We start from the raw sequence: 23,102 nt of genomic DNA, 5'->3' as shown, positions 1-23,102 counted from the left end.
TCCCGTGGTCAGGCGGTTTGCCCGCCGCAACTGCTTCCCCCGCCCGCCGTGCAGCCGAAACAGTGGCTTCCGAATTTAATATCGCGCCCGACAATGCTTTCATGCGAGGAATTAAAAACGGTCGCCCCTCCGCCGTTTTCCGCCGGGACGCCCATGCCGAGCATCTGGTTGAAATCGCAGTCGTAAAGGTTTCCGTTATGGTCAACGCTTATCATGTCGCGGCACATCACGCCCTCGGCGGCGGAGGGGTTGAACGCGGACACGATTTTGTCCATGTAGGAGGAGTATTTGTTTTCCCGTATCAGCCACTGCCGGAATCTGTTTATCGGCATATTTGTTATGCAGTAAAGGTTGTTGAACTCAATGCCGTGCCGTGACTTGAGTTTTTCCTTAAATGTTTTTTCAAGCCCCGTCTGTTCGGACGGAAGATACTCTCCCGGAGGGTTGTGGACGAAATTCAGAACAAGCCCGCTTCCCTCGCCGCCGTAGCCCTGTTCGTTAAGCAGCAGGGCGGAGCGGACGCTTTTTTCAAACACGCCCCTGCCTCTCTGTTTGTCTGTGAAATACTCATCGTAATGCGGCAGAGAGGAAACCACCTCAACCCCGTGCCGGGCGAAAAATTCCGGCAGGTATTCCTTGCTTTCCCCGGTAACGGGATTTCCGTCAAAGGTAACGGTCAGGTTGTGGCGCACGATAATGTGTTTCCCCATTTCCGCCGCCCGCCGGACGAGGTGGTCAAAATGCGGATTCAGTTCCGGCGCGCCGCCCGTAATGTCAAGCGTTTCCACTTTTTCATCCGACAGTATTTCAAGGCAGCGGTTTATGGTTTTGATGTCCATCTGCTCGGTCCGTTTCGGGGAGGCGTCAACGTGGCAATGGACGCACGCCTGATTGCAGAGTTTTGTAACATTAACCTGAAGGGTTTTGAGGGAGCGCGGCGTTATGCTGACGTTTCTGTCTTTGATAAATGCGGAAAAGTTTCTTCCGCCGCCGTTGCTGCCGTTGTGTTCCGTCATTGTAAAAAAGGGGGGAGGGCGGGCTACAGCGCGCCGTTTTCCTTCAGGGTATTTTGCATCTGAACCGCGTGGATAAGTTTAACTCCCGCTTCCATTGAGGCGGCGACATGAACGGCCTCGGTCATTTCTTCGGGGCCCGCGCCGGTTTCAATGCATCTGTTGGTGTAGGCGTCAATGCAGTAGGGGCATTGTTTGGAATGCGCCACCGCAAGGGCGATGAGCGCTTTTTCTCTGGCGGTCAAAGCCCCCTCATCGGAGGTGGCGGCGTTGTAGTAGTCAAAGAACTTGTCCATCAGGTTCTTTGCGAATTTTCCGACCTCGTTGAATTTTTTAAGGTCTTCGGGTTTGTAGTAACTCATAGCAAATGCCTCCGCGCGGGTTTGGGGTTATTTTAACACAGAACGGGGCGGGGTGGGGGTTGTGGTCAAAAGGTGTTGTTCAAGGTGGCCTTTAATATGGAAGGAATTGCAGTTTATATTCAAGGTAGCCTTGAATAAGGAGATAGTTTTGCCGGAATCCGGTCTCTTTTCTGTCATTCCTTGCTCCGACAAGGAATCCAGAGGGGGAGGGGGATTATTGCTGTTTGCCTCCGAATTGGATGTCAAAGCCCGCTTTGATCGCTTTCTCGTCAAAGCCCGAATCCATTGCTCCGCTAAAGTGGAATTGTATCATATCATTCAGACGGACACCCGCACTTGCGCCGATGCCGAACTCGCCCCGATAGGCGGAACTTGTCATGCCGAAACGTGCCCGGCGGTCTTTCTCAACGGCTATGAACTCTTGGGCCATAGACATTGCGACCGCTTTGCTCAAGCGGTTGCTTACATCCACCAAGCCGGAGACGCGGCTTTCAACGGAGGAAAGGCGGGTTTCGTGGTCGTTGATACGGGCGTGTGCGCTTCCGGTGGGGTTTGGGTCATCGCCGATTGTGCCAATGCGGTCATCCATTTCTTGAAGTGAGTATCGCCCGATACGGACACCTGTCTCATCTCTCTCGCCTATGACAATGGAATTGCCTGATTCGGTTCTAACGCCTGCCCCTATGGAAATGCCGCCACGTATTGTTACACTCGCATTTGCGCCGATAGCCGTTCCGCCGCTTAAAGTAACGGATGCGTTATAGCCGAGAGCCGTTGATTCAGTTCCATCTGCGCGGGAGCGATCGCCGCCGTTAATTGAGCCGCTACTTGTCTGTATGCCAGCCGTTGCAACCGGACTTTCTGCTCTTGCCTCCGCTCCCTGAACAGAAGCATCATCAACCTCGCTTTGAATCGGGGGGCGCGGCGGGTCGGGAGGGCGGGGAGGACTTGAAGTTCCGTGGGCGGTGGCAGGGTCATAACCTACACGTCTGGCAAAATGCTGCAAATCGTAAATCCCTATCTGCACATCGGACTGATTGGTATTGCCGATGCGAATCTGTCCTACACCGCTGGTTGCCACTTTGGCCTTCACATTATGTCCAATGGCAATTGCGCCCAAACCGACCGCGTGCGCCCCCACGCCAATGGCAATGGCGCCTTCCGAGTTAAAGTTGGGAAGATTAGTTTCAGGCACGGTTGACGCCCCTGCTCCAATGGCAACGGATTGCGGCGAGGTCGCGTTTGCCGAATGGCCGAATGCTGAAGAATTAACCGCGCCCGGTCCTGCGTATGCGCCCCAGCCGAAAGTTGATGAGTTGTTGCCGACCCCGTCCGCGCCGCCCTCACCGAAAGTGGTTGCCTCCGTTCCGGTCGCGCTTGGGAGTATAAAGGAAAAGTCGGTGGAATTGATTGCGGTATGAATCGCGTTGTTAATGATTCTCCCTTCCTCTGTCTCTTCCTCTATTATGGCTCTGACAGCAGTGCCTCTGGAAGAGTTGACACCCTCTATTTGCGCCCGGAGGGTGTCGTCTGCCATGAGCAAGGCGGAGTTAATACTGCTGACCGTTTCCTTGTCGGAGAACTCACTCAGGTTGAACGCGCCAACAGTTACATCCCCAATTGAGGAATCGCCGATACGGATTTGTCCGGCATTGGCAAACATATTACGCCCGATTGCAATGGAGTTCATGCCCATGGCGCTCGCCCCGCCGCCGAGGGCGATGGCTCCGTTTGCAGTAGCGTATGAAAAGGAACCAATGGCTATGGCGTCTTCCGCGTATGCGCCGGAGGCCCTATGTATGCCCAAATTCTCATCGTAGAAAGTAAGAAAGCCACTGTGCGCACCGATGGCTATGGCTTTTACGGCGGTAGCTTGTGCGGAAAAGCCGATAGCCGTTCCCCCTTCTTCCGCAAAAGATTCACTACCGATAGCCGTTCCCCCGAAACTCGCATTTGCACCATAACCGAAGGCGGTTCCACTAGCAGACACTTCTCTTTCTATGTTATCGTCATAATAACTACGGCTATTCGCCCTCGCCCCAATTCCCACGGCGGTGGAGTTATACCCGAACACGCTCGCATTCTGACCGATAGCAAGCGAACCGTTTTTCGCATCCTGAAAGAAAGGCAACGATTGGCTAATGGTCTGAAACTCGCTCAGATCGTATTTGCCGATTTCAACATCGGATATAGACGAGTTGCCTATCCGAATTTGGTTTGCTCCGGCAGTAACACCATCCCCTATGGCGATTGCTCTCACACCGGTAGCATTTGCTTTATGGCCCAGAGCGGTTGAGTTTTCACCGCTCGCATTCGCCGCCTGTCCTATTGCGGTTGAGTAGTTGCCCGCTCTTGAGTCAACACCAAGAGCGGTTGAAAACTTGCCTCGCGCAGTTGCCCCGTTTCCAAATGCGGCGGCGTTTGTGCCTCTTGGCTCTCTTGTGTAGCCGACCGCTCTGTCAATTTCTTCCTGCCAGTTCTTTTCGGCGGCATTAGCAAATCTCCCTAAAGAGTAGTTGCCGATGGTTACATCCTTTATGGAGTTAGAGCCGATACGGATTTGTCCGGCATTGGCAAACATATCTTTGCCGATTGCTATGGAGTTTACGCCTATGGAACGCGCTCCGCCACCGAGGGCTATGGCTCCATTTGCGGCGGCGTTTGACAGATAACCGATTGCTACAGATTCTTCCCCGTGCGCACCTCCATATGTGTAAGACCTTGAAACAGAATTCCAATATCGTCCGCCACCGCCACCGAGAGATATGGCCCCTTGGGCGGTCGCGCTTGAATAGTAGCCGATTGCTATGGAGTCTTGCGCAGTTGCGCCCGCCGCAATTGCGCCCGCACTGCCTATAGATATTGAATACTCACCCGCGCTCCGTGCAAAATAGCCCAGAGCGGTTGAATAATCTCCCTCGCTCCTTGCACTATAGCCCAGAGCGGTTGAATAATCTCCCCCGCTCCTTGCCCTATAGCCCAGAGCGGTTGAAGAATCTCCCCCGCTCCGTGCAAAATAGCCCAGAGCGGTTGAATGCCTACCCGCGCTACTTGCCCTATAGCCCAGAGCGGTTGAATTCCTACCCGCGCTACTTGCCCTATAGCCCAGAGCGGTTGAATTCCCACCCGTGCTACCTGCCCTATAGCCCAGAGCGGTTGAATAATCACCCGCGCTACCTGCCCAAGAGCCCAGAGCGGTTGAATACCTACCCGCGCTCCTTGCATTAGAGCCCAGAGCAGTTGACCAATCACCCGCACTACTTGTCCTAGAGCCCAGAGCAATTGAACGAATACCCGCGCTACTTGCAATATAGCCCAGAGCAGTTGACCAATCACCCGCACTACTTGCCCTAGAGCCCAGAGCGGTTGAATACCTACCCGCGCTCCTTGCATTAGAGCCCAGAGCAGTTGACCAATCACCCGCACTACTTGTCCTAGAGCCCAGAGCGGTTGAATTCCCACCCGCGCTACTTGCTTTAAAACCCAACGCAGTTGAACGAATACCCGCGCTACTTGCCCTAAAACCGACAGCCGTCCCTCCGGAATCAGCATTTGCGCCATAACCAAAGGCGGTTGTGCCATAGTGGTATTCTGTGCCATAATACCAGTCTATCCAACTGCTATTAGCCCTCGCCCCGATTCCCACAGCGGTGGAGTTATAACCGAACACGCTCGCGTTCTTCCCAACAGCAAGCAAACCCTTTGACGCATCCTGAAAGAAAGGCAACGATTGGCTAATGGTCTGAAACTCGCTCAGATCGTATTTGCCGATTTCAACATCGGATATAGACGAGTTGCCTATCCGAATTTGGTTTGCTCCGGCAGTAACACCATCCCCTATGGCGATTGCTCTCACACCGGTAGCATTTGCTTTATGGCCCAGAGCGGTTGAGTTTTCACCGCTCGCATTCGCCGCCTGTCCTATTGCGGTTGAGTAGTTGCCCGCTCTTGAGTCAACACCAAGAGCGGTTGAAAACTTGCCCAGCGCAGTCGCGCCGTTTCCAAATGCGGCGGCGTTTGTGCCTCTTGGCTCTCTTGTGTAGCCGATCGCTCTGTCAATTTCTTCCTGCCAGTTCTTTTCGGCGGCATTGCGGATTTCCGCTAAATCGCCCAAAGAGTATTTGCCGATTGTTACATCACTGATGTTACGGTCGCCAATGCGGATAGCGCCGTTACCGTCCGAACCGTCACCGGCAACAATATCTTTCCCGATTGCTATGGAGTTTACGCCTGTAGCGTTCGCCCCGCCACCGAGGGCAATGGCCCCGTTTGCGGAAGCGGCTGACAAGTAGCCAATGGCTATGGCATCTTGTGCTGATGCACCTAATTGCCTATTAAGTAAAGTTGATAAAAAAGAGGCGCCGCCAATGTTAATGGCTGTAAATGCAGAAGCAGTGGCTCTATGGCCGATAGCAATTGAGCTACCACCCGCGCTATTTGCATGAGAGCCCAAAGCTGTTGATCCCCCACTCGTACCTGTTGTTGCATAAGCACCCACAGCCGTTGAACTTCTACGCGCGGTTGCATAAGCACCCAGAGCTGTTGAACCTGAAACAGTAAATAAAGCCCCCCAATCACTCGCCTCTGCCCCAATACCCACGGCGGTGGAATTAAACCCGAACACGCTCGCGTTCTCCCCAATGGCAATCAGACCATCTGACGCATCATGAGTGAAAGGCAACTGACTGCCGACAGCATCGATAATTGCCGTTTCAACATCATCGCCGGTCTGAAACTCGCTCAAATCATATTCGCCAATCTCAACATCGGATATAGACGAGTTGCCTATCCGAATTTCCCCCGCTCCTGCTTCCACGCCGTTGCCGATTGCTATGGCTCCCGTTGCGGCAGTTGCGCCTGACCCTAAGACCGTTGCCCCTATACCGCTTGTTGCTTCGTAACCGACAGCCGTTGAAAACTCTACCGCATTGGCAAGCCCGCCGAGGGCGGTTGACCTTTCACCGCCCGCCGTTGCCCTTGCTCCAACGGCAACGGCATCTCTTCTTGACGCATTTGCCAAGTAACCAAATGCAGAACTTTCAAAGTCACCCGCAAACGAGTTTCGGCCAACCGCCGTTGAAAATGCCCCGATTGCCACCGCATTCTGACCTACGGACGTGGAACTTTCGGCGGATTTCGCGCCTTGCCCGACCGCTGTTGCAAACTCCCCGATTGCCTGCGCCCCTTGCCCTACTGCCGAGGAATCGTTTCCGCTCGCCAATGTGCCATAACCGAATGCGGATGAATTAAGACCACTTGCCGATGAATTCGCGCCTACGGTGGTTGCGGAGGTTGCACTTGCGGTTGCCAAATGACCCAGTGCCACAGTGTCATCCGCGTGCGCTTTTGATTCCTGACCCACAGCCGTTGCGTTTGTTCTTGGTATTAAATCAGTACGCGTAAAAGTTAAAGTGTTGCCGCTTTTATGCCAATACCCCGTGCTACCGGAAGTAGTATAGATATACTCGTCTCTAATATCAGTAATAACAATCTCAGTATCAATCTTCCCCGCCTCCGCTCCCTGACCTATAGCCGTTGAGTTTGCCCCCGGCGCCTTCGCTCCCTGACCCACAACAGTAGAAGCCACTGCGTTTGCTTGTGCGTCCTGACCTAGAGCCGTTGCCCCCTCGTGGCTTGCACTTGCTTGAGAGCCGACCACTGTTGAAAACGCCCCGACTGCCTGCGCTCCATGTCCAATTGCCGAGGAATACCGACCTACGCTACTTGCCTGATAACCCAGTGCGGTTGAAAACGAACCCGCGCCTCTACCATATGCCGACAACTCCCTGCCAACCACACTGTCAATTGCCGTGTCAATCGTTCCGCCGTCCGCCACACCTGTGCTGATTACATCATCAATCGCCCTGTCAATCGTTCCGCCGTCCGCCACACCTGTGCTGATTACATCATCAATCGCCCTGTCAATCGTTCCGCCGTCCGCCACACCTGTGCTGATTACATCATCAATCGCCCTGTCAATCGTTCCGCCGTCCGCCACACCTGTGCTGATTACATCATCAATCGCCCTGTCAATCGTTCCGCCGTCCGCCACACCTGTGCTGATTGCAGATGAAACATCATCGGCGTTCTGAAACTTGCTCAAATCGTAATTGCCGATTTCAACATCGGTCATAGACGAGTCGCCTATCCTGATTTGGTTTGCTCCGGCAGTAACACCATTCCCTATGGCGATTGCTCTCACACCAGTCGCCATTGCCCCATAGCCCAGAGCAATTGAAGAATGACCCTCGCTTCTTGTGCTACTGCCGATAGCGGTTGATCTTGCTCCAGTTGCCTTTGCGTCCTGACCTATAGCGGTTGAACCCACTTGAGTTGCCCGCGCAATCTGACCCAAAGCCGTTGAGAAATCGCCATAAGCCCCCGCACCTCTACCTATAGCAGTGGATTTTGTCCCATTGGCAACCGCATCCTCGCCGAAGGCCGATGATTTTGCACCGCTCGCATTCGCATTATCTCCGACCGCTGTTGTCTTGTCCCCGCCTTCGTGAGCGCCTTCCCCCGCTTTATACGCCCCCGCTTGCGAAACCATCCCGACAACCAGAAAAGCCGCCGTCAAAAAAGTTTGTGCGAATGATTTTCTCATTGGTCAATTCTCCTTCGGTCTGACGCTCTCGGCGCCGGGCCGTGTGAACTTTCTGCAAATACGTAGTAAGAGAAGGTCTGCACCTTTTCCCCGTCTAAAGGTCTTCTATCAGTAACAGAGACCCGACAGGAAACTACGTTTTCCTGCTTCAAGTTCACGGCGACTACTTTACGGCTACCCGTCAACCTGTCAAGTTCACACCGGAACATTTCACATCCCGCTTTTACAAACCCGAAACCGCAAAAACCCCACCCCCTCTGGATTCCTTGTCAGAGCAAGGAATGACAGGAGAAAGGGACTGGTTTCCTTGTCTGAGCAAGGAATGACGGAAAAGCAAAAATTAATTCCCCGCCGGAATCGGCCTGAATCTTTTCAACGCTTCCCGGTCAAGCGAAGGATTGGCCGGATGGTTATAAACCTCAAGAGATTTGGCAAACTGCCTCCGCGCCTCCGCGCTATCACCCTGACGGTGTGCAAGTAGGCCGAGGCGGTAATAACGCCGCCCCTGCATTTCCGTGATAAGCGTCTCATCAACGGAAAGTTCCGCCCGCTCCAGCAACTCCCGCGCCATTGCCAGTTGCCCGGTGTCGCCCGCATTCTTTATCAACACCTCAGCCGCGGCGGCAAGACCCTGATAATGCCTCTCCAGACTTTTAATTTTTTCCGCAACCGCGCGTTTTGTCGCCGGGTCTTGAGACAGCATGGCGTAGCCCAGAAAATAACCGTATTGCCCCATTAGTATGCCGTGCTGGGCGCGATTCCAGCGGTCTTGCGGCGGGGGACTGAGGGAAATGGAATTAAAATAATCGGCAACACGCCTGTCAAAAAGACCGTTCAGGGTAACCGTGCCCGGCGGCTTTTGAGTGTTTAATTTCCGGTAAAAACCAAAATGGGCTATGCCGCCCGGATTGGGTATGTCTTTGCTCCGGGTAACGGTGTAAACGGGGCGGGTGTTGCCGCGCATAAATGTTTGGAAAGATTCCTTCTTCTTGCGCTCGGTGGTTGTGGTGGGAATGAAAAGGCGGTTTGGAAAAATTAGCCCCTGAGTGTTGATGAGTTCCACATCCGGACGCACGCCCTCGGTGTGGTGAAGATAACCCAGAGGGGCGGTGTCATTATCGCCCACCACAAACAACACGGCTCCGGGCTCAAGACCCCCCAGTATCATCCTGCCGTAGGTATCGGCAAAGCGGTCCTGACTGCGGTTGTTGACGTCCAGATTCTTGTGCAGAACAAACACGGGAATTAACAGGGCAAGCGCGGGCAGGGTTCGGACAAGAGGATGAACAACCGCATCCCGGATATAAACAAGGCCGTGGCACATCCACAAAGCCATGACGCCGTAGGCGATAAGAGGATAGGGGCGGAAGATGGCGAGCCGTATGTAATCGTAGTCAATGCCGAGGGCGAGAATAAGCAGCAAACTGTGGGCGAAGAAAATCCAGACGGTCGCCGCAATCAGAGTTTTTCTCCCCTCGCGGTAAAGTCGGCGAATTCCGGCAAGCGCAAGCAAAGCGCCCGCTGGGGTGAAAAGGAAAATACATTCCTTCAGGAAATACCACGCAAACCCCGCCTTGTCCGCCAAACCCGCGCTGGGGCTGGCGTCCACACTGCCGTAACCCTGCCGACTGATGTAATACCAGAAATCCTCAAGACTGCCGACGGGGCCGTAGGAGGCAATCAGCCCCGGCTGCCATGAACGCCAGACCATCCACAGGTAAAGCGCGCCCGCTGTGCAAAACGCAATCGCCAGCAGGCGCGGCAGACCGCCCGCCACAAGCCGCCACCGGGGCAGCAGCAGTATGGCAAAAGCGGGAAAGGCAAGCGTCATCAAATGCAAATGGTTCGCCAGCCCCAAACCAAAACACAAGGCGGCAAAACTGAGCTCGCGTTCCGGCTTCCCGTCTTTCTCCGCCGCCCTCAGGCAGAAGAGCAATACGGCAAAGGTCAGCAGCGCGTTCAGGGTGTAAACCTCGGCGATGATTGCCTGAGACCAGAAATGCTCGGACACCCCGTAGGCCGCCGCCGCCGCAACCGCAAACAGGCGCGGCGCTCCCGTCCGTCTCGCCGCAAGGAACAGTGTCGCGCACGCAAGCGCCCCCAGCAGTCCGCTGAGCAGGTGTATCCGCAACGCCGGAGAGCCTAACGGCAGGTGGGAGAAAATATGACCCAGCAGGGTGTAAAGAGGGTATCCGGGCGGGTGCGCCACACCGGCGTCAACGCTTGCCATAATGAACAGGCCGTCATCCTCAAAGGTAACGGTTTGCGGCGCGGTGAGGGCGTAAACCGCAAACACGGCGGCGGCAATCGCAACCGCAAACGGCAACTCTTTCCGCATTCCGGAGGGAGCGGCGGTTTCGGCGGTTTTGTCTCTCTGTCTTTTTGATGTTGCCATATCAGACCGGTAGCGGACATTTTACCGTGTATTCTTTCCGGGCGGGAACAGGCGGAGTAATTCTATGGCAAAGATCGTAATTTTTGATTTTGACGGCGTTATTGCCGACACCGAGGCAATCCACATGAAAGCCTTCCGCAAGACGCTTGCCCCTTTGGGAATCAGTTTTTCGGACGAAAACTATTTCTCCCGCTATCTCGCCCTTGATGACAAAGCCTTCTTTGAAACCCTGCTTGCTGAAAACGGAAAGGACGCGCGCGGGGAAACCGTCTCCGCGCTGGTGCGGGAGAAGTCTCTCCTGACGGAAAACGAAATTGCCCGGTGCGAACTGTTTGAAGGGGTGGACGCGCTCATAAGGTCTCTCGCGTCCGAAGGTTTCACCCTTGCGATTGCGTCCGGGGCTTTGAGGAAAGAGATAGAGGCCGTGCTTTCACACGCCGGGCTGCTTGGGTTTTTCCCGTGCATTGTGAGCGCCGAGGATTGCGAAAAATGCAAGCCCGACCCCGAACCGTTTGTTCGCGCCTTAAGGGGGATTAACCTGAGCAGGGCGCTTGATGAGCCTGCCATGCCCGGAGAGTGCCTCGTTATAGAGGATTCGGTTCACGGGATAGAGGCGGCGGCGGCGGCGGGAATGAGGTGTGTTGCGGTGGCAAATTCCCATCCCCGCGAAATGCTTTCGGGCGCGGATATGGCGGTTGACTCCGCCCTTCAACTGAACGCCGCCGTTCTGGCTTCTTTTTAAGTCCGCCGCTCTTGCTATATAATTGCGCCCGTAATGATATTTGTAATCTCAGGCCCCTCGGCAAGCGGAAAGACCACACTGGTTCAACATGTGAGGAATGTTATGCCGGAGGTGGAGTTTTCCATCTCCTGCACCACCCGCCCGGAGAGACCGCAAGACAAAAACGACGCGCACGACTACGATTTTGTTGACCGCGAAACCTTTGAGCGCCGCGTGCAGGAGGGCTACTTTGCCGAATGGGCGGACGTTCACGGCAATTTCTACGGAACTCCGTGGAATCAGATCAACAAGGCGTCTTCAACCTCCGGGGGAACTACGGACGTGATTCTGGATGTTGATGTGAAAGGAGCCCAAAACATAAAGGAAAGGTTTCCCGAAGCGGTTCTTATCTTTGTCGTTCCGCCGGGCATTGACGAACTCAAAAACCGCCTGAAAAGAAGAAACACAGAGACGGACGAAAGCATATCTCAGCGGCTTGCCTCTCTGCGAGAGGAACTTTCGGTCATAGACCAATACGACTACATAATCGTTAACAACACAATTGAGGATTCGCAAAGGGAGATAGAGTCCGCGATAGAGATTTTCAGAACGCGCAAGGAGCGCATAGACAACGTGAAGAAGGAGTATTCGGGGTGAGAGCCCGAAACGGCGGCGGGCGCTATGATACGGCTGGGCGACATAATAGATGAGGCGGGAGCATCCCGCGAATTGTCCATACCGGACGTTGGCCTCATCAACAAAGCGTATGTGTATTCCGCCAAAGTTCACGCGGGGCAGAAAAGGTCTTCCGGAGAGCCGTACCTCAGCCACCCGCTTGAGGTTTCCCTTATCCTCGCAAAACTGGGGCTTGACACCCACACCATAGCAACCGGGTTGCTTCACGACACGGTTGAAGACACCCTCGCCACCCAGGAGGACATCAGGGAGATGTTCGGCGATGAAATATCGCGCCTTGTTGACGGAACCACCCAGGTGACCAAACTGTCGCACTCAAGCAGCGAGGAGCGGCAGGCGGAGAATTTTAAAAAACTCATTCTTGCAACGGCGAGGGACGTGAGGGTTGTCCTGATAAAACTTGCAGACCGCCTTCACAACATGAGAACGCTTGAGTTTCTTCCCTACGAAAGGCGGAAAAGAATCGCGAGGGAAACCATGGACATATACGCCCCGCTGGCGCACCGGCTCGGCATCGGGTGGCTTGCATCGGAACTTGAAGACCTCTCTTTCAAATTCCTCAACCCCCGCGAATACGCAAGAATAGAGCGGAAGATGAGCAAGGGAAAAAGGGGGCGCGAGCGCAAGATGGAGCAAACAAGGAAGAGCCTGCAAGAGCGGCTTTCCGCCGCGAAAATCAACTGCGAAGTTTCGGGCAGGGTGAAAAACATCTACGGCGTATACCGCAAAATGAGGTGGCAGAATCTGGAGTTTGCCGAACTTCATGACATCATCGCCCTTCGCGTGATAACACACTCAGAGGGCGACTGCTATCTCGCGTTGGGCGAGTCTCACGCGCTCTGGGGAGCCGTGCCGGGGAAAATTAAAGACTACATATCGCTTCCCAAGAGCAACGGCTACAGGTCTCTTCACACCGCCGTCATGCTTCCCGACGGAGAGCAGATGGAGATACAGATAAGAACGCATTCCATGCACGAGTTTGCCGAAAAGGGAATAGCCGCGCACTGGAAATACAAGGACAACTCACCGAACCCCGACACGGCGGCGGGAAACAGCCTCTCGCGAATAGGCGACCTTGCGGGTTCGGAAGACTCGTTTCATCCGGCAAACTTTATAAATTCCCTGAAGGCGGAACTTGAGCCGAGCGTCATATACGTTTACACGCCCAAGGCGGAACTCATAGAACTCCCCGTGGGCTCAAGCGCGCTTGACTTCGCCTACAGAATCCACACCGACATCGGCAACCGCTGTCTGGAGGCGATTGTAAACAGGCGGCCGTCATCGCCGCTCAAACCTCTCAAAACAGGCGACATAGTTGAGATAAAGGTCTCGCCGGACGCGCGCCCATGTGAGGAGTGGCTTGACGCGGTGGTAACTCCGGAGGCGAAAAGGCGCATCAGAAAATACCTGTCCGGAATGAAGCGGGAGCGCTCTCTGGACATAGGGCGCAATATATGCGAGAGGCGGCTTGCCGCAATAGGCAAAAATCTCTCCGAGATGGTAGCGTCCGGAGAGATTGACAAATCGCTTCAAAAACTCGGCCACCGGACCCCGGATGATTTCTTCCGCATGGTCGGCTACGGCGCCGCCTCGGCGAGAAGTCTGCTGGAAATCCTTGACCCCGGCTTTGAGATTGAGCCCGAAAAGATGGGAAGAATAGAGAAAATTCTTGAAAAGGTCGCCGACCCTGAAAGCAGAAAAATGATATCGGTTGAAGACGAATACGTGATTACCCGCTTTCCGGCGTGCTGTCTTCCCGTGCCGGGCGAAGCCATAGTGGGGCGCATAACGCGGGGGAGCGGGGTGGTTGTTCACTCATCGGCGTGCGAGGAGGGCGGAAGCGGCGCGGGGGAGGGCGAAACCGCCGTGCGCGTGGAGTGGCGGGATGACTTCAAGGGCAAGGCGACAACGGGGCTTTCCGTTGTATGCGCCGACAGCGATGATGTGGCGGCGGAGGTTGAGGAAACCGTGGCGTCTCTCGGCGCGGAAAAGGTAACGGGCAAACTCACCCGGCGTGAAGAGGGAAGACGGTACGGCTTTCTGTTGAAGGTGGAAAACATAGGGTTGCTTGAAAAGGTTATTGATTCGCTTTCACTGCTTGAGGGGGTTGTGTCCGTTGAAAGATGCGGAAGGGCTCTTGCGCTCAGGTAACAAACGGTTAGGGTAACAGTCCGGCGGCGGCGTATGTCCGGTTTTTTTTTAAGCAAAGATTCCAAATCGTCCTTGCGGCGGAATGTGGAATCAGTTCTTCTGGCGCTCCTGCTCGCCTTCACGGTCAGGGCGTTTATTTTCCAGCCTTTTAAGATACCGTCCTCCTCAATGGAGCCCGCGCTTCTCGTGGGAGACTACATAGTCGTCAAAAAATTCGCATACGGAACGCGGATTCCCTTTTCCGGCATACAAATTTTTGACGGCGGCGCAATTAAGCGCGGGGATGTTGTGGTTTTCAAAAGAGCGGAGCGCCCCGGAGAAAGAAAGAAAAACTATTTCATCAAAAGGGTTGTCGCCACCGGCGGTGATGCGGTTCAGGTGAGGGGCAGGGATATATTTGTGAACGGCTCCAAGGTAACGCAGTCTTACGCGGGCTCTCACACGGCGGACGGCGGCGCGGCGTTTGAGCGCTATTTGCAGAGGTTCGGGGAAAAGAGCGTCAACGTGATTTACCGCAAGGGGCTTTCCTCAACCTACAAGGGAATTGCCTCGTCCGCGTTCCGCGTTCCGGAGGGGCATGTTTTTCTTATGGGCGACAACCGCGACAACAGTCAGGACAGCCGTTTGTGGGGAACGGTTTCCGGGCGCGATGTGGTGGGGAAAGCCGTTATTGTTCACTGGTCGTGGAGTTTCAAAAACTCCCTTCTTCCGAAGGTGAGGTGGGAGAGAATTTTTTCAGAGATTAAATGACCGGTTTTGACAAAAAAGATTTGACGGGAATAGCGGACCTTTCGGCGGAGGAAATCAACTTTATTCTTGAGACCGCGTCTTCAATGAAGGAGTCCACCGGGGGCAAGGTGAAGAAAGTTCCCGCGCTCAGGGGAGTAACGGTCGCAAACCTTTTCTTTGAGCCGAGCACGCGCACCAAGGCGTCATTTGAAATTGCGGAGAAACGGCTGAGCGCCGATGTGTTGAACTTTTCCGTCTCCCAGAGCAGTGTGGCAAAGGGCGAGAGTCTGCTGGACACGGCGAAAAATCTGGAGGCGATGGGGGCGGAGGTGATAGTCATCAGGCACGGCATGTCCGGCGCGCCGCACCTTCTTGCCCGGCAGATAGGGGTTTCCGTTGTGAACGCCGGAGACGGCGCGAATGAGCATCCGAGTCAGGCGTTGCTTGACATGCTTACAATCCGGCGGGCGAAGGGGCGCATCAAGGGGCTCAGGGTTGTAATTGTGGGCGACATACTCAACAGCAGGGTTGCGCGGTCAAACATACACGCGCTTTTGAAACTGGGGGCGTCCGTCGGCATTGCGGGTCCCTGCTCAATGCTGCCGGCGGAATTTTCGGCGATGGGGGTGGACATATTTCACTCAATGGAGGAAGCCCTGCCCGGCGCGGATGTTGTTATCATGCTGAGGGTGCAGTCTGAAAGGGAGAGCGACCGCTATTTCCCTTCGCTCAGAGAGTATTTCAAGTTTTTCGGCCTTACGGAAGAGCGCATCAAACTTGCGCCGCCGGGGCTCGCCGTCCTGCATCCGGGGCCTATAAACAGGGGCGTTGAACTGACCTCTCAAGTGGCTTACGGGCCCGGCTCCGAGGTGCTGGAGCAGGTGGCAAACGGAATATCTGTGAGGATGGCGATACTGTATCTGCTGTGCGCAAGGCGGTCGGGAGGCAACTCGTGAAGATACTCATCAAAGGGGCGAGAATAGTTGACCCCGCTTCAAGCCGGGACGGAAGCAAAACGGGGCGGATTTTTATTGAGGGCGGCTTGATCCGCAAACCTCCGCCGCGCGCGGAAAAACTTCCCGGCATAAAGGTCATAGACGGGCGCGGCATGGTTGCGGCTCCGGGCTTGGTTGACATGCACGTCCACTTGCGCGAGCCGGGTTTTGAGCACAAGGAGACCATAAAGACGGGAACTTTGAGCGCGGTTGCCGGAGGGTTTACCGCCGTTGCGTGCATGCCCAACACCAGGCCCGTCAATGACAATGCGGCGGTAACTCAATACATTCTGATGAAGGCGAGAACGGAGGGTTCGGCGCGGGTTTTTCCCATAGGGGCGATCACGAAAAACGAGGAAGGGAAATCCATGGCGGACATCGGGGAAATGTGTGAAGCCGGTTGTGTGGCCATATCGGATGACGGTTTTCCCGTGGTTGATTCCGCAATTTTGCGGCGTGCGATGGAATATGCAAAACCGTTTGGCGTTCCCGTCATATCGCACTGTGAAGACATGTCGCTTTCCGCGGACGGTGTGATGAACGAGGGGTATGTGTCAAACCTGATGGGTCTCAGGGGCATACCGGCGGAGTCCGAGGAAATCTGTGTTTCCAGAGACATCACGTTGTCGCGCCTGACCGGCGCACCTTTGCACATTGCGCATGTTTCGGCGGCGGGTTCGGTTGCCGCTGTCCGGCGGGCGAAAAAGGAGGGTGTCAGGGTAACGGCCGAGGCGACGCCGCATCATTTCACGCTTTCGGACGAAGCCGTGCGGGGTTACAAAACAAACGCGAAAATGAACCCGCCGCTCCGGACGCAAAAAGATATAAACGCGATTTGGAAGGGGCTTGCGGACGGGACAATAGACGCGATTGCCACTGACCACGCCCCGCATTCTCATGATGAGAAAAATGTTGAGTTTGACAAAGCGCCTTTTGGAATAGTGGGGCTTGAAACCGCCCTTTCTCTTTCCTTGCGTCTTGTGGATGAGGGGGTTTTGAGCTTGAGCGGGATGGTTGAGAAAATGTCAACCGTTCCGGCGCTTATACTCGGCACGGGAGGGGGAATGCTGAAAGAGGGCGCTCCCGCCGATGTGGTGGTGTTTGACCCTGAAGAGGAGCGGGTGATAAATGCGGAGGGGTTTTATTCCAAAGGGAGAAGCACGCCGTTTGACGGGTGGAAGATGAAGGGTGTGGTGAAATGGACGATTGTTGGCGGGGTGGTGAAGTTTAGTTCGGAATGAACCCGCCCGTCCGTAATTGTCCGTGCAAGTCCGTGAAGGTCCGGGGTGAAACTTGACAAGAAATCCCGTATCCACATACAATAACGGCAATGTCTTGTTTATGGTGGCAAGCATGAGAGAGAAAATGAGTTTGTCTTTCTTGTTCCGGTGTCTTGTGGCGGCTGTCCTGCTCTCCGTTGTTGCGGGAACGGGCGGGCAAGAGGCAAGGGCGCAGACAGGGTCATTTCCGACATTTAATTCTCCGACTCCGATTGACCATACAGTCACTCTTGAAAACATAGCGGACGGTTTGCCTCTGCCCCAAGCGGTGGGTGGCACGGGGCGTTTGACTTATGGCATAGACCCTGAATTGCCTCATGGGTTGAGTTTGGATGCCGGAAACCTTCGCATTGAAAAGTCTTCCGGTGTTGCTTTCCCGGCTACCATAGAAAGAACCGCCTATACCCTGACGGCAACGGATGAAAACGGGGATCAAACAGGATGGGATTTTCATATTACGGTTGAGAACAGAACCCCTGACTTTGGCACACCGACCGCGATTGACAAGATATTGTTTCTTGGCGATGCATTCGGTTTCAGCGACAGGATTGAGTTGTTCGAAGCAACCGATGGCAATGGCGCGATAAACTACACAATAAGCCCTCTACCTAACAATCTGTTGTTTAGGGATCCTCGTCCATACCACTCCCCTTATCTTTATGCTTTTAGCTATCAACCGCTGGACACCTTGCAGCCAAGGACCGCCTACACTCTGACAGCAACAGATGCCGACGGGGATACGGACACATATACTTTCCACCTTACGATTGAGGAAGACATAGACCCTGACTTTGATTCGGCAAGCGAAGTTGACTTGAAATTCACCGTTGGCGGGGAAATACCCCACACACAACTTCCTGCGGCAAACAACGGCAACGGGACATTGGAATACGCAACGACCGCTCTGCCCGGCGGATTGCGGTTCAACGCCCGCACCCGTCGCATTAGCGGCATTCCGACTACCGTGCAACCGCGAACTCAATACTCCTTGACGGCGAAGGATTACAACGGGGATACGGCAACATTTAATTATTACATAACGGTTGAGAGTGTCCCCTTTGGCTCGCCACCCACCTTTGGCTCACCACCTGAAATTGATGTTACATATACCGTCGGTTCGGAAATAGTTCCGCCTTTGCAACTGCCCTCTGCAAGCGTCAGCGCCGGAACTTTGACTTACTCAACAACCGCTCTGCCCGTAGGTCTGACTTTTGACCCCGACACCCGCACGGTTAGCGGAACACCGGTTGCTGTGCAAGCAAAAACTCGCTACACACTGACGGCGGTTGACGGAAATAGCAACAGCGGGACTTACGATTTTTACATAACGGTTGAGGGTGTTACCTTTGGCTCGCTGCCTGAAATTGATGTTACATATACCGTTGGTTCGGAAATAATTCCGCCTCTGCAACTGCCCTCTGCAATCGTAGGCGCCGGAACTTTGACTTACACAACAACCGCTCTGCCCATAGGGCTGACTTTTGACCCCGACACCCGCCGCATTAGCGGAACGCCAAATACCCCGCAGGAAAGAACCGTCTATACGCTTACGGCAACGGACAGCGTTAATTCGGCGACCTTTGATTTCCATATAACGGTTGAGGGTATTGTCTTTGCTCGGTCGCCTGTAATTGACAGGACATTTATTGTCGGCACGGAGATAACATCTTTTCAGTTGCCCGAAGCAACCGGTGGCGGAGTTCTTACTTACTCAACAACCGCTCTGCCTGTAGGACTGACTTTTGACTCCACCACCCGCCGCATTAGCGGAACGCCGACTACCCGGCAGACGAGAACCAGATACATCCTTACAGCAACGGACGGGGTGAATTCAGCAACCTTCGATTTTTATATTGCGGTGGAAAACCTCACCTTTGCTTGGCCCGTAATTGATAAGTTGTTTGTTGTCGGCGCGGGTGTGACGGCTTTTCAACTGCCCGAAGCGACCGGCGGAGTGGGGAGTGTGACTTACACAACAACTGCTCTGCCTACGGGACTTGCTTTTGAACCGTCCACCCGCCGAATTAGCGGAACTCTGTCCGTCACACAAGCAAGAACCGGATACACATTGACGGCGGTTGACGGAGACGGCAACAGGGCGACTTACGATTTTTACATAACGGTTGTAAATGAAAGCGCGCGGCCAACCTTTGGCTCAACTGCTCCGATTGACTGGACATTCACTCCTGAGAATATCAGTGGCGGTCTGTTCCTACCCCAAGCGGTGGGTGGCACGGGGCGTTTGACTTATGCAGTGAACCCCGCCCTGCCTGTGGGGTTAAATTTTAATGCTCAAAACCCGTCCCTCGGTCTTTCTGACAACAGGTATGCTCGCACTACTGTCAACTTTCCAGCCGCACTCCCGAGAACCCGATACACCCTGACAGCGACCGATGAAAACGGAGATCAGGCAACATGGGCTTTCCACATTACGGTTACGGACATAGAACCGGACTTTGGCACACCGCCCCCGATTGACTCGGTGTTTATTAGTGGTCTCCGCCCCAGACAATACGGTGAGGAGGACATCATTTTCTTGCCGCGAGCGTTGGGCAACGGAGCAATAACCTATGAGGTGAGTAGCACTTCCCTGCCCGATTTGAGATCAGGGCCTTTCCCTTTTCATCCTTTTCCTCATCATCTGCACGATGGATTGTTTTTTGAGGCTCATGACCTTTTGCTGGGCATTGATTCACCAGCCATGCTGACAAGAACCCAATACACCCTGACTGCAACCGATGCGGACGGCGATACGGCAACATGGACTTTTCACCTTACCGTAGAGGAAAACACAACTCCCGACTTCAGTGCGGTGAGTGAAATTGACATGACATTTTCTCCCGGCGCGGAAATATCTCCCATCCAACTGCCGGAAGCGACCGGCGGCAACAGGCCCTTGATTGGTTATACAATAACCTCCGGCACGCTGCCTCCGGGGCTGGTCTTTAACACCTTATCGCGCACAATCAGCGGAACTCCGGTCAGCGGGCAGGAAAAAACCCGACTTGTCATGACCGCGACGGACAGAAACGGTGATACGGCGGAATTTACTTTCCACATCACAATTGATGGCATTGCTTTTGCTTATTCGCCCTTAATTGACAGGACATTTGTTGCTGGCACGGAGATAACCGCTTTTCAACTGCCCGAAGCGACCAGTGACGGAGTTTTGACTTACTCAACAAATACTCTGCCCACGGGGCTGGCTTTTGACCCTGCCACCCGTGCGGTTAGCGGAACGCCGACCGCCACACAGGCAAGAACCCTCTACACCCTGACGGCGGTTGACGGAGACGGCAACAGTGGGACTTACTATTTTTACATAACGGTTGTGAATCCAAGCACACAACCGACATTTGGCTCGACCGCCGCGATTGACCGGACATTCACTCTTGGGAACATAGCGGACGGATTACCCTTGCCCGAAGCGACGGGCGGCACGGGGCGTTTGATTTACTCATTAAGTCCTTCTCTGCCTTCGGGGTTAGTATTTGAGGCTGAACGGCGCGCCGTTGTCCAATGTCCTAATTGCGGCGGAGACTTTCCGGTCGTGCAGTCAAGAACCCAATACACCCTGAGGGCGGAAGACGAAAACGGGCAAGCGGCAGAGTTTTCTTTCCACATTGCCGTTGCGGACACACAACCCGATTTTGGCTCGCAAACTGCGGATATGGAGTTTGTCCGTGATGGATTCGGCAGGGCTTCGTTGCCACTTGCGGATGACGGCAACGGCGCGGTGACCTACACAATAACCCCCTCTCTTCCTGCGGGCTTGAGGTTTGTTACGTCCCTTCACAGTATCAGTGGAACTCCGACCGCCACTCAAGCGCGAACCTCATACACTCTGACGGCAACGGATGAAGACGGGGACACAGACACAATGGTTTTTAGTTTGACAGTTTTGGATTCACCGCCGCACGATGCGGACGCCACGCCGGACTTTGGCTCGCCAACCCCGATTGACAAGGTGTTCATTGTCGGCGCGGAGATAACCGCCTTCCAACTGCCCGAAGCGACCGGCGGAGACGGGGCTCTGACCTATGCGGCCACTCTGCCCGCCGGTCTGAGTTTTGACCCTGATACACGCACTGTCAGCGGCTCGCCGACCACCGCTCAAGAGAGAACCGGACACACTCTGACTGTACAAGATAGCGACGGGGATACGGAGGTGTTTTCTTTTTACATTACCGTTGAGGAGGATACACAACCCGCCTTTGACGCGCCGTCCGCAATCAATTTTGAATTCAATGTTGGCGAGTATGATTTTGTCATCCTGCCCGAAGCGATTGGCGGCAACGGTAAATTAACCTATGAGGTAACGCCCTCTCTTCCCGACGGGTTGCGCTACTACGCTCCCGATAGAATTCTCGGCGCACCAACCGTTGCGAGCGCAAGCGCCGAATACACCGTTACCGCCACCGATGCGGACGGCGATACGGATACGATGAACTTCACCCTTGCGGTTTTTGGAGCCACCACAGTCACGGAGACTGTTACCGAGGCGAATGAGGAAACATTGCCGAGGGTTGCGCGGGCAATCGCCTCTGACGTGACCGGCGCGTTGCAGGACAGCATCAGAGGAGCGTTCTCGGGCGGCGTAAGAAACGCATTCTCCGTAAAGGGCGGAGATTGGAGACAGTTTTTAGCCGCCGAGGTGTCCCGTGAAAATGAGCGGGGGGAAATGCCGGAGATTAATTTGGCGGATTTTGCTTTTTCGGTTGCATCATCGGATTGGGATGACCCGTATTATGAAACCGGCGGTTTGTCAGTAGGTTTCAGGACTTGGGGGCGCGGATACCAACGCAATCTTAACACAAGCAGCGGAGAGGCGGACATTGACGGCAGCGTTACCGGTGGAATTGTCGGTGTTGACACACTGATAACGCCCGGCCTGCTGTTGGGCGTGTCGGCAAATCTGTTTAGTTCTAAAATAGATTTTCACAAACCCGGCGACCCCGTGTTGCCGCACAGGACCGAGGCGTGGAGCCTCCATCCGTATCTGGGGTGGCAACCTTCCTCCCGCGTAGTTCTTTGGGTAACTGCGGGTTACGGATTGGGCGATGTTGAGGTTGCAAAGGAGGGCGGCGGTTGCGGGCCTTTGGGGAATGAATGCCTCAAAAGCGACATAAATCTCATCACCGGCGGCGGCGGCGGGAGTGTGCTTTTGGGCAACATAAAAGTTGGCGACGGACAAATAAGCATAGATATGGCGGGTGATGTAGCGCTTGTGCGTATGTTGGAAAGCGATTCCGTCGGTGGTTTTGAGACGGACGGCGGAACAGCGCGTTGGGGGCTTGATTTCAGCTACGGCAGGCAAGTGGGTTTGTCTGGCAGTTTCAGTGGCGACATATCTCTGGCATACCGCTACGATTTCGGAGACTCGGGGAGCGGGGACGGTCTTGAATCCGGAGTCGGTATTAATTTCAACATACCGGGGTCGGGCTTGCGCATAAATGCAAACGGCCGGGCGCTTGTTTCCGGCACGGACAGTGTGGATGAATACGGCTTTTCGGGCCACATAGCGTGGTCTTACGACAGCGGGGGAACGGGGCCTTATGTTAATTTCAGCCCGCAGTGGGGCGCAACCAATGACAAGCGCGATGAGTTGTGGGAGCAGGGCATAGCGGAGATTGATTCCGCCGAAAGCGACAGGCGGCGTTACGATATTGAAGCGGGCTACGGCGTTCCGCTTGTTGATGGCTCAATAATGACCGTTTTTGCCCGCAGTGAGATGGAAGGCGGAACGGCAACCTCCAAATCCGGCGGTGTGGATGTGAAAACGGCAGGCGGATTTACCGCAGGTTATGAAGCCGTCTCACGCCTAACCAGCCAGTCGGAGCACCGTGGCTACCTGCGGTTCAGCAGAGAGTTCTGACCGCCCGTCTCCGGTGAACCCGTCCTTTAGATTTTTCCTCTCTTCCGGTTTTGTAATACCCACCGCCAATGAACCCGCTTTCCCCGTCATTCCTTGCTCCGACAAGGAATCCAATTCCTTCCTCCCGTCATTCCTTGCCCTGACAAGGAATCCAGAGGGGTGGGGCTTTATGTGTTTTATGCTCGCCGGAGAGTTAGAGGCAATTAAATAATTTTTGAGATGACCTCTTGACTTAAAGGGGAAGTCTCCTAACACTTTCCCTAATCAAAGACCCGATGCCG

The 23,102-nt window shown here is 54.5% G+C and carries 11 protein-coding genes; 7 read left to right on the top strand and 4 right to left on the bottom strand.

The features are described 5' to 3' along the window. Nucleotides 1-8 precede the first annotated feature (8 nt). From arsS to OXF42_01205, 4 genes are all read right to left on the bottom strand, one after another. A complete protein-coding gene (gene arsS, locus OXF42_01220) occupies nt 9-1,016 on the bottom strand; it encodes an arsenosugar biosynthesis radical SAM protein ArsS (GenBank protein ID MCY4046720.1) in 1,008 nt (335 codons plus the stop codon). 23 nt (nt 1,017-1,039) lie between these two features. After that, nucleotides 1,040-1,375, bottom strand: coding sequence for an arsenosugar biosynthesis-associated peroxidase-like protein (locus tag OXF42_01215; protein MCY4046719.1), 336 nt, complete (start codon nt 1,373-1,375; stop codon nt 1,040-1,042). A 214-nt stretch (nt 1,376-1,589) separates the two neighbouring features. Next, entirely contained in the window at nt 1,590-7,979 is a 6,390-nt protein-coding gene (locus OXF42_01210; GenBank protein ID MCY4046718.1) for a hypothetical protein, read from the bottom strand. Nucleotides 7,980-8,319: 340 nt separating this feature from the next. Next, nucleotides 8,320-10,374: a DUF2723 domain-containing protein gene (locus OXF42_01205; protein ID MCY4046717.1), complete on the bottom strand. Its 2,055-nt coding sequence runs from the start codon at nt 10,372-10,374 to the stop codon at nt 8,320-8,322. Between the two features lie 64 nt (nt 10,375-10,438). Here OXF42_01205 and OXF42_01200 point away from each other — a divergent pair, with 64 nt between their 5' ends. From OXF42_01200 to OXF42_01170, 7 genes are all read left to right on the top strand, one after another. Continuing rightward, nucleotides 10,439-11,116: an HAD family phosphatase gene (locus tag OXF42_01200; protein MCY4046716.1), complete on the top strand. Its 678-nt coding sequence runs from the start codon at nt 10,439-10,441 to the stop codon at nt 11,114-11,116. Between the two features lie 33 nt (nt 11,117-11,149). Next, the gene (gmk, locus tag OXF42_01195; GenBank protein ID MCY4046715.1) at nt 11,150-11,752 is read left to right on the top strand and encodes a guanylate kinase; all 603 of its coding nucleotides are present in this window, start codon (nt 11,150-11,152) and stop codon (nt 11,750-11,752) included. Between the two features lie 24 nt (nt 11,753-11,776). Continuing rightward, complete coding sequence (locus OXF42_01190; GenBank protein MCY4046714.1) at nt 11,777-13,942, top strand: RelA/SpoT family protein; 2,166 nt, start codon at nt 11,777-11,779, stop codon at nt 13,940-13,942. A 33-nt stretch (nt 13,943-13,975) separates the two neighbouring features. Continuing rightward, a complete protein-coding gene (gene lepB, locus OXF42_01185) occupies nt 13,976-14,692 on the top strand; it encodes a signal peptidase I (protein ID MCY4046713.1) in 717 nt (238 codons plus the stop codon). Continuing rightward, nucleotides 14,689-15,627 (top strand): aspartate carbamoyltransferase catalytic subunit, encoded by a 939-nt coding sequence (locus OXF42_01180; protein ID MCY4046712.1) that lies wholly within the window; start codon nt 14,689-14,691, stop codon nt 15,625-15,627. Before lepB ends, OXF42_01180 begins: the two co-directional genes overlap by 4 nt. After that, nucleotides 15,624-16,907 (top strand): dihydroorotase, encoded by a 1,284-nt coding sequence (locus OXF42_01175; protein MCY4046711.1) that lies wholly within the window; start codon nt 15,624-15,626, stop codon nt 16,905-16,907. Before OXF42_01180 ends, OXF42_01175 begins: the two co-directional genes overlap by 4 nt. A gap of 124 nt (nt 16,908-17,031) precedes the next feature. Continuing rightward, the gene (locus tag OXF42_01170; protein MCY4046710.1) at nt 17,032-22,821 is read left to right on the top strand and encodes a putative Ig domain-containing protein; all 5,790 of its coding nucleotides are present in this window, start codon (nt 17,032-17,034) and stop codon (nt 22,819-22,821) included. Nucleotides 22,822-23,102 lie beyond the last annotated feature (281 nt).

It is taken from the genome of Candidatus Dadabacteria bacterium (genome assembly GCA_026708565.1).
Taxonomy (GTDB): Bacteria; Desulfobacterota_D; UBA1144; order Nemesobacterales; family Mycalebacteriaceae; genus Mycalebacterium.
This window is presented reverse-complemented; position numbering and strand designations above follow the sequence as displayed.

What these genes read in the sequence shown, in the direction of transcription:
- OXF42_01215 (MCY4046719.1), bottom strand. Translation starts at nt 1,375, where the DNA reads ATGAGTTACTACAAACCCGAAGACCTTAAAAAATTCAACGAGGTCGGA.
- OXF42_01205 (MCY4046717.1), bottom strand. Translation starts at nt 10,374, where the DNA reads ATGGCAACATCAAAAAGACAGAGAGACAAAACCGCCGAAACCGCCGCT.
- OXF42_01190 (MCY4046714.1), top strand. Translation starts at nt 11,777, where the DNA reads ATGATACGGCTGGGCGACATAATAGATGAGGCGGGAGCATCCCGCGAA.
- arsS (MCY4046720.1), bottom strand. Translation starts at nt 1,016, where the DNA reads ATGACGGAACACAACGGCAGCAACGGCGGCGGAAGAAACTTTTCCGCA.
- gmk (MCY4046715.1), top strand. Translation starts at nt 11,150, where the DNA reads ATGATATTTGTAATCTCAGGCCCCTCGGCAAGCGGAAAGACCACACTG.
- OXF42_01180 (MCY4046712.1), top strand. Translation starts at nt 14,689, where the DNA reads ATGACCGGTTTTGACAAAAAAGATTTGACGGGAATAGCGGACCTTTCG.
- OXF42_01210 (MCY4046718.1), bottom strand. Translation starts at nt 7,979, where the DNA reads ATGAGAAAATCATTCGCACAAACTTTTTTGACGGCGGCTTTTCTGGTT.
- OXF42_01170 (MCY4046710.1), top strand. Translation starts at nt 17,032, where the DNA reads ATGAGTTTGTCTTTCTTGTTCCGGTGTCTTGTGGCGGCTGTCCTGCTC.
- OXF42_01200 (MCY4046716.1), top strand. Translation starts at nt 10,439, where the DNA reads ATGGCAAAGATCGTAATTTTTGATTTTGACGGCGTTATTGCCGACACC.
- lepB (MCY4046713.1), top strand. Translation starts at nt 13,976, where the DNA reads ATGTCCGGTTTTTTTTTAAGCAAAGATTCCAAATCGTCCTTGCGGCGG.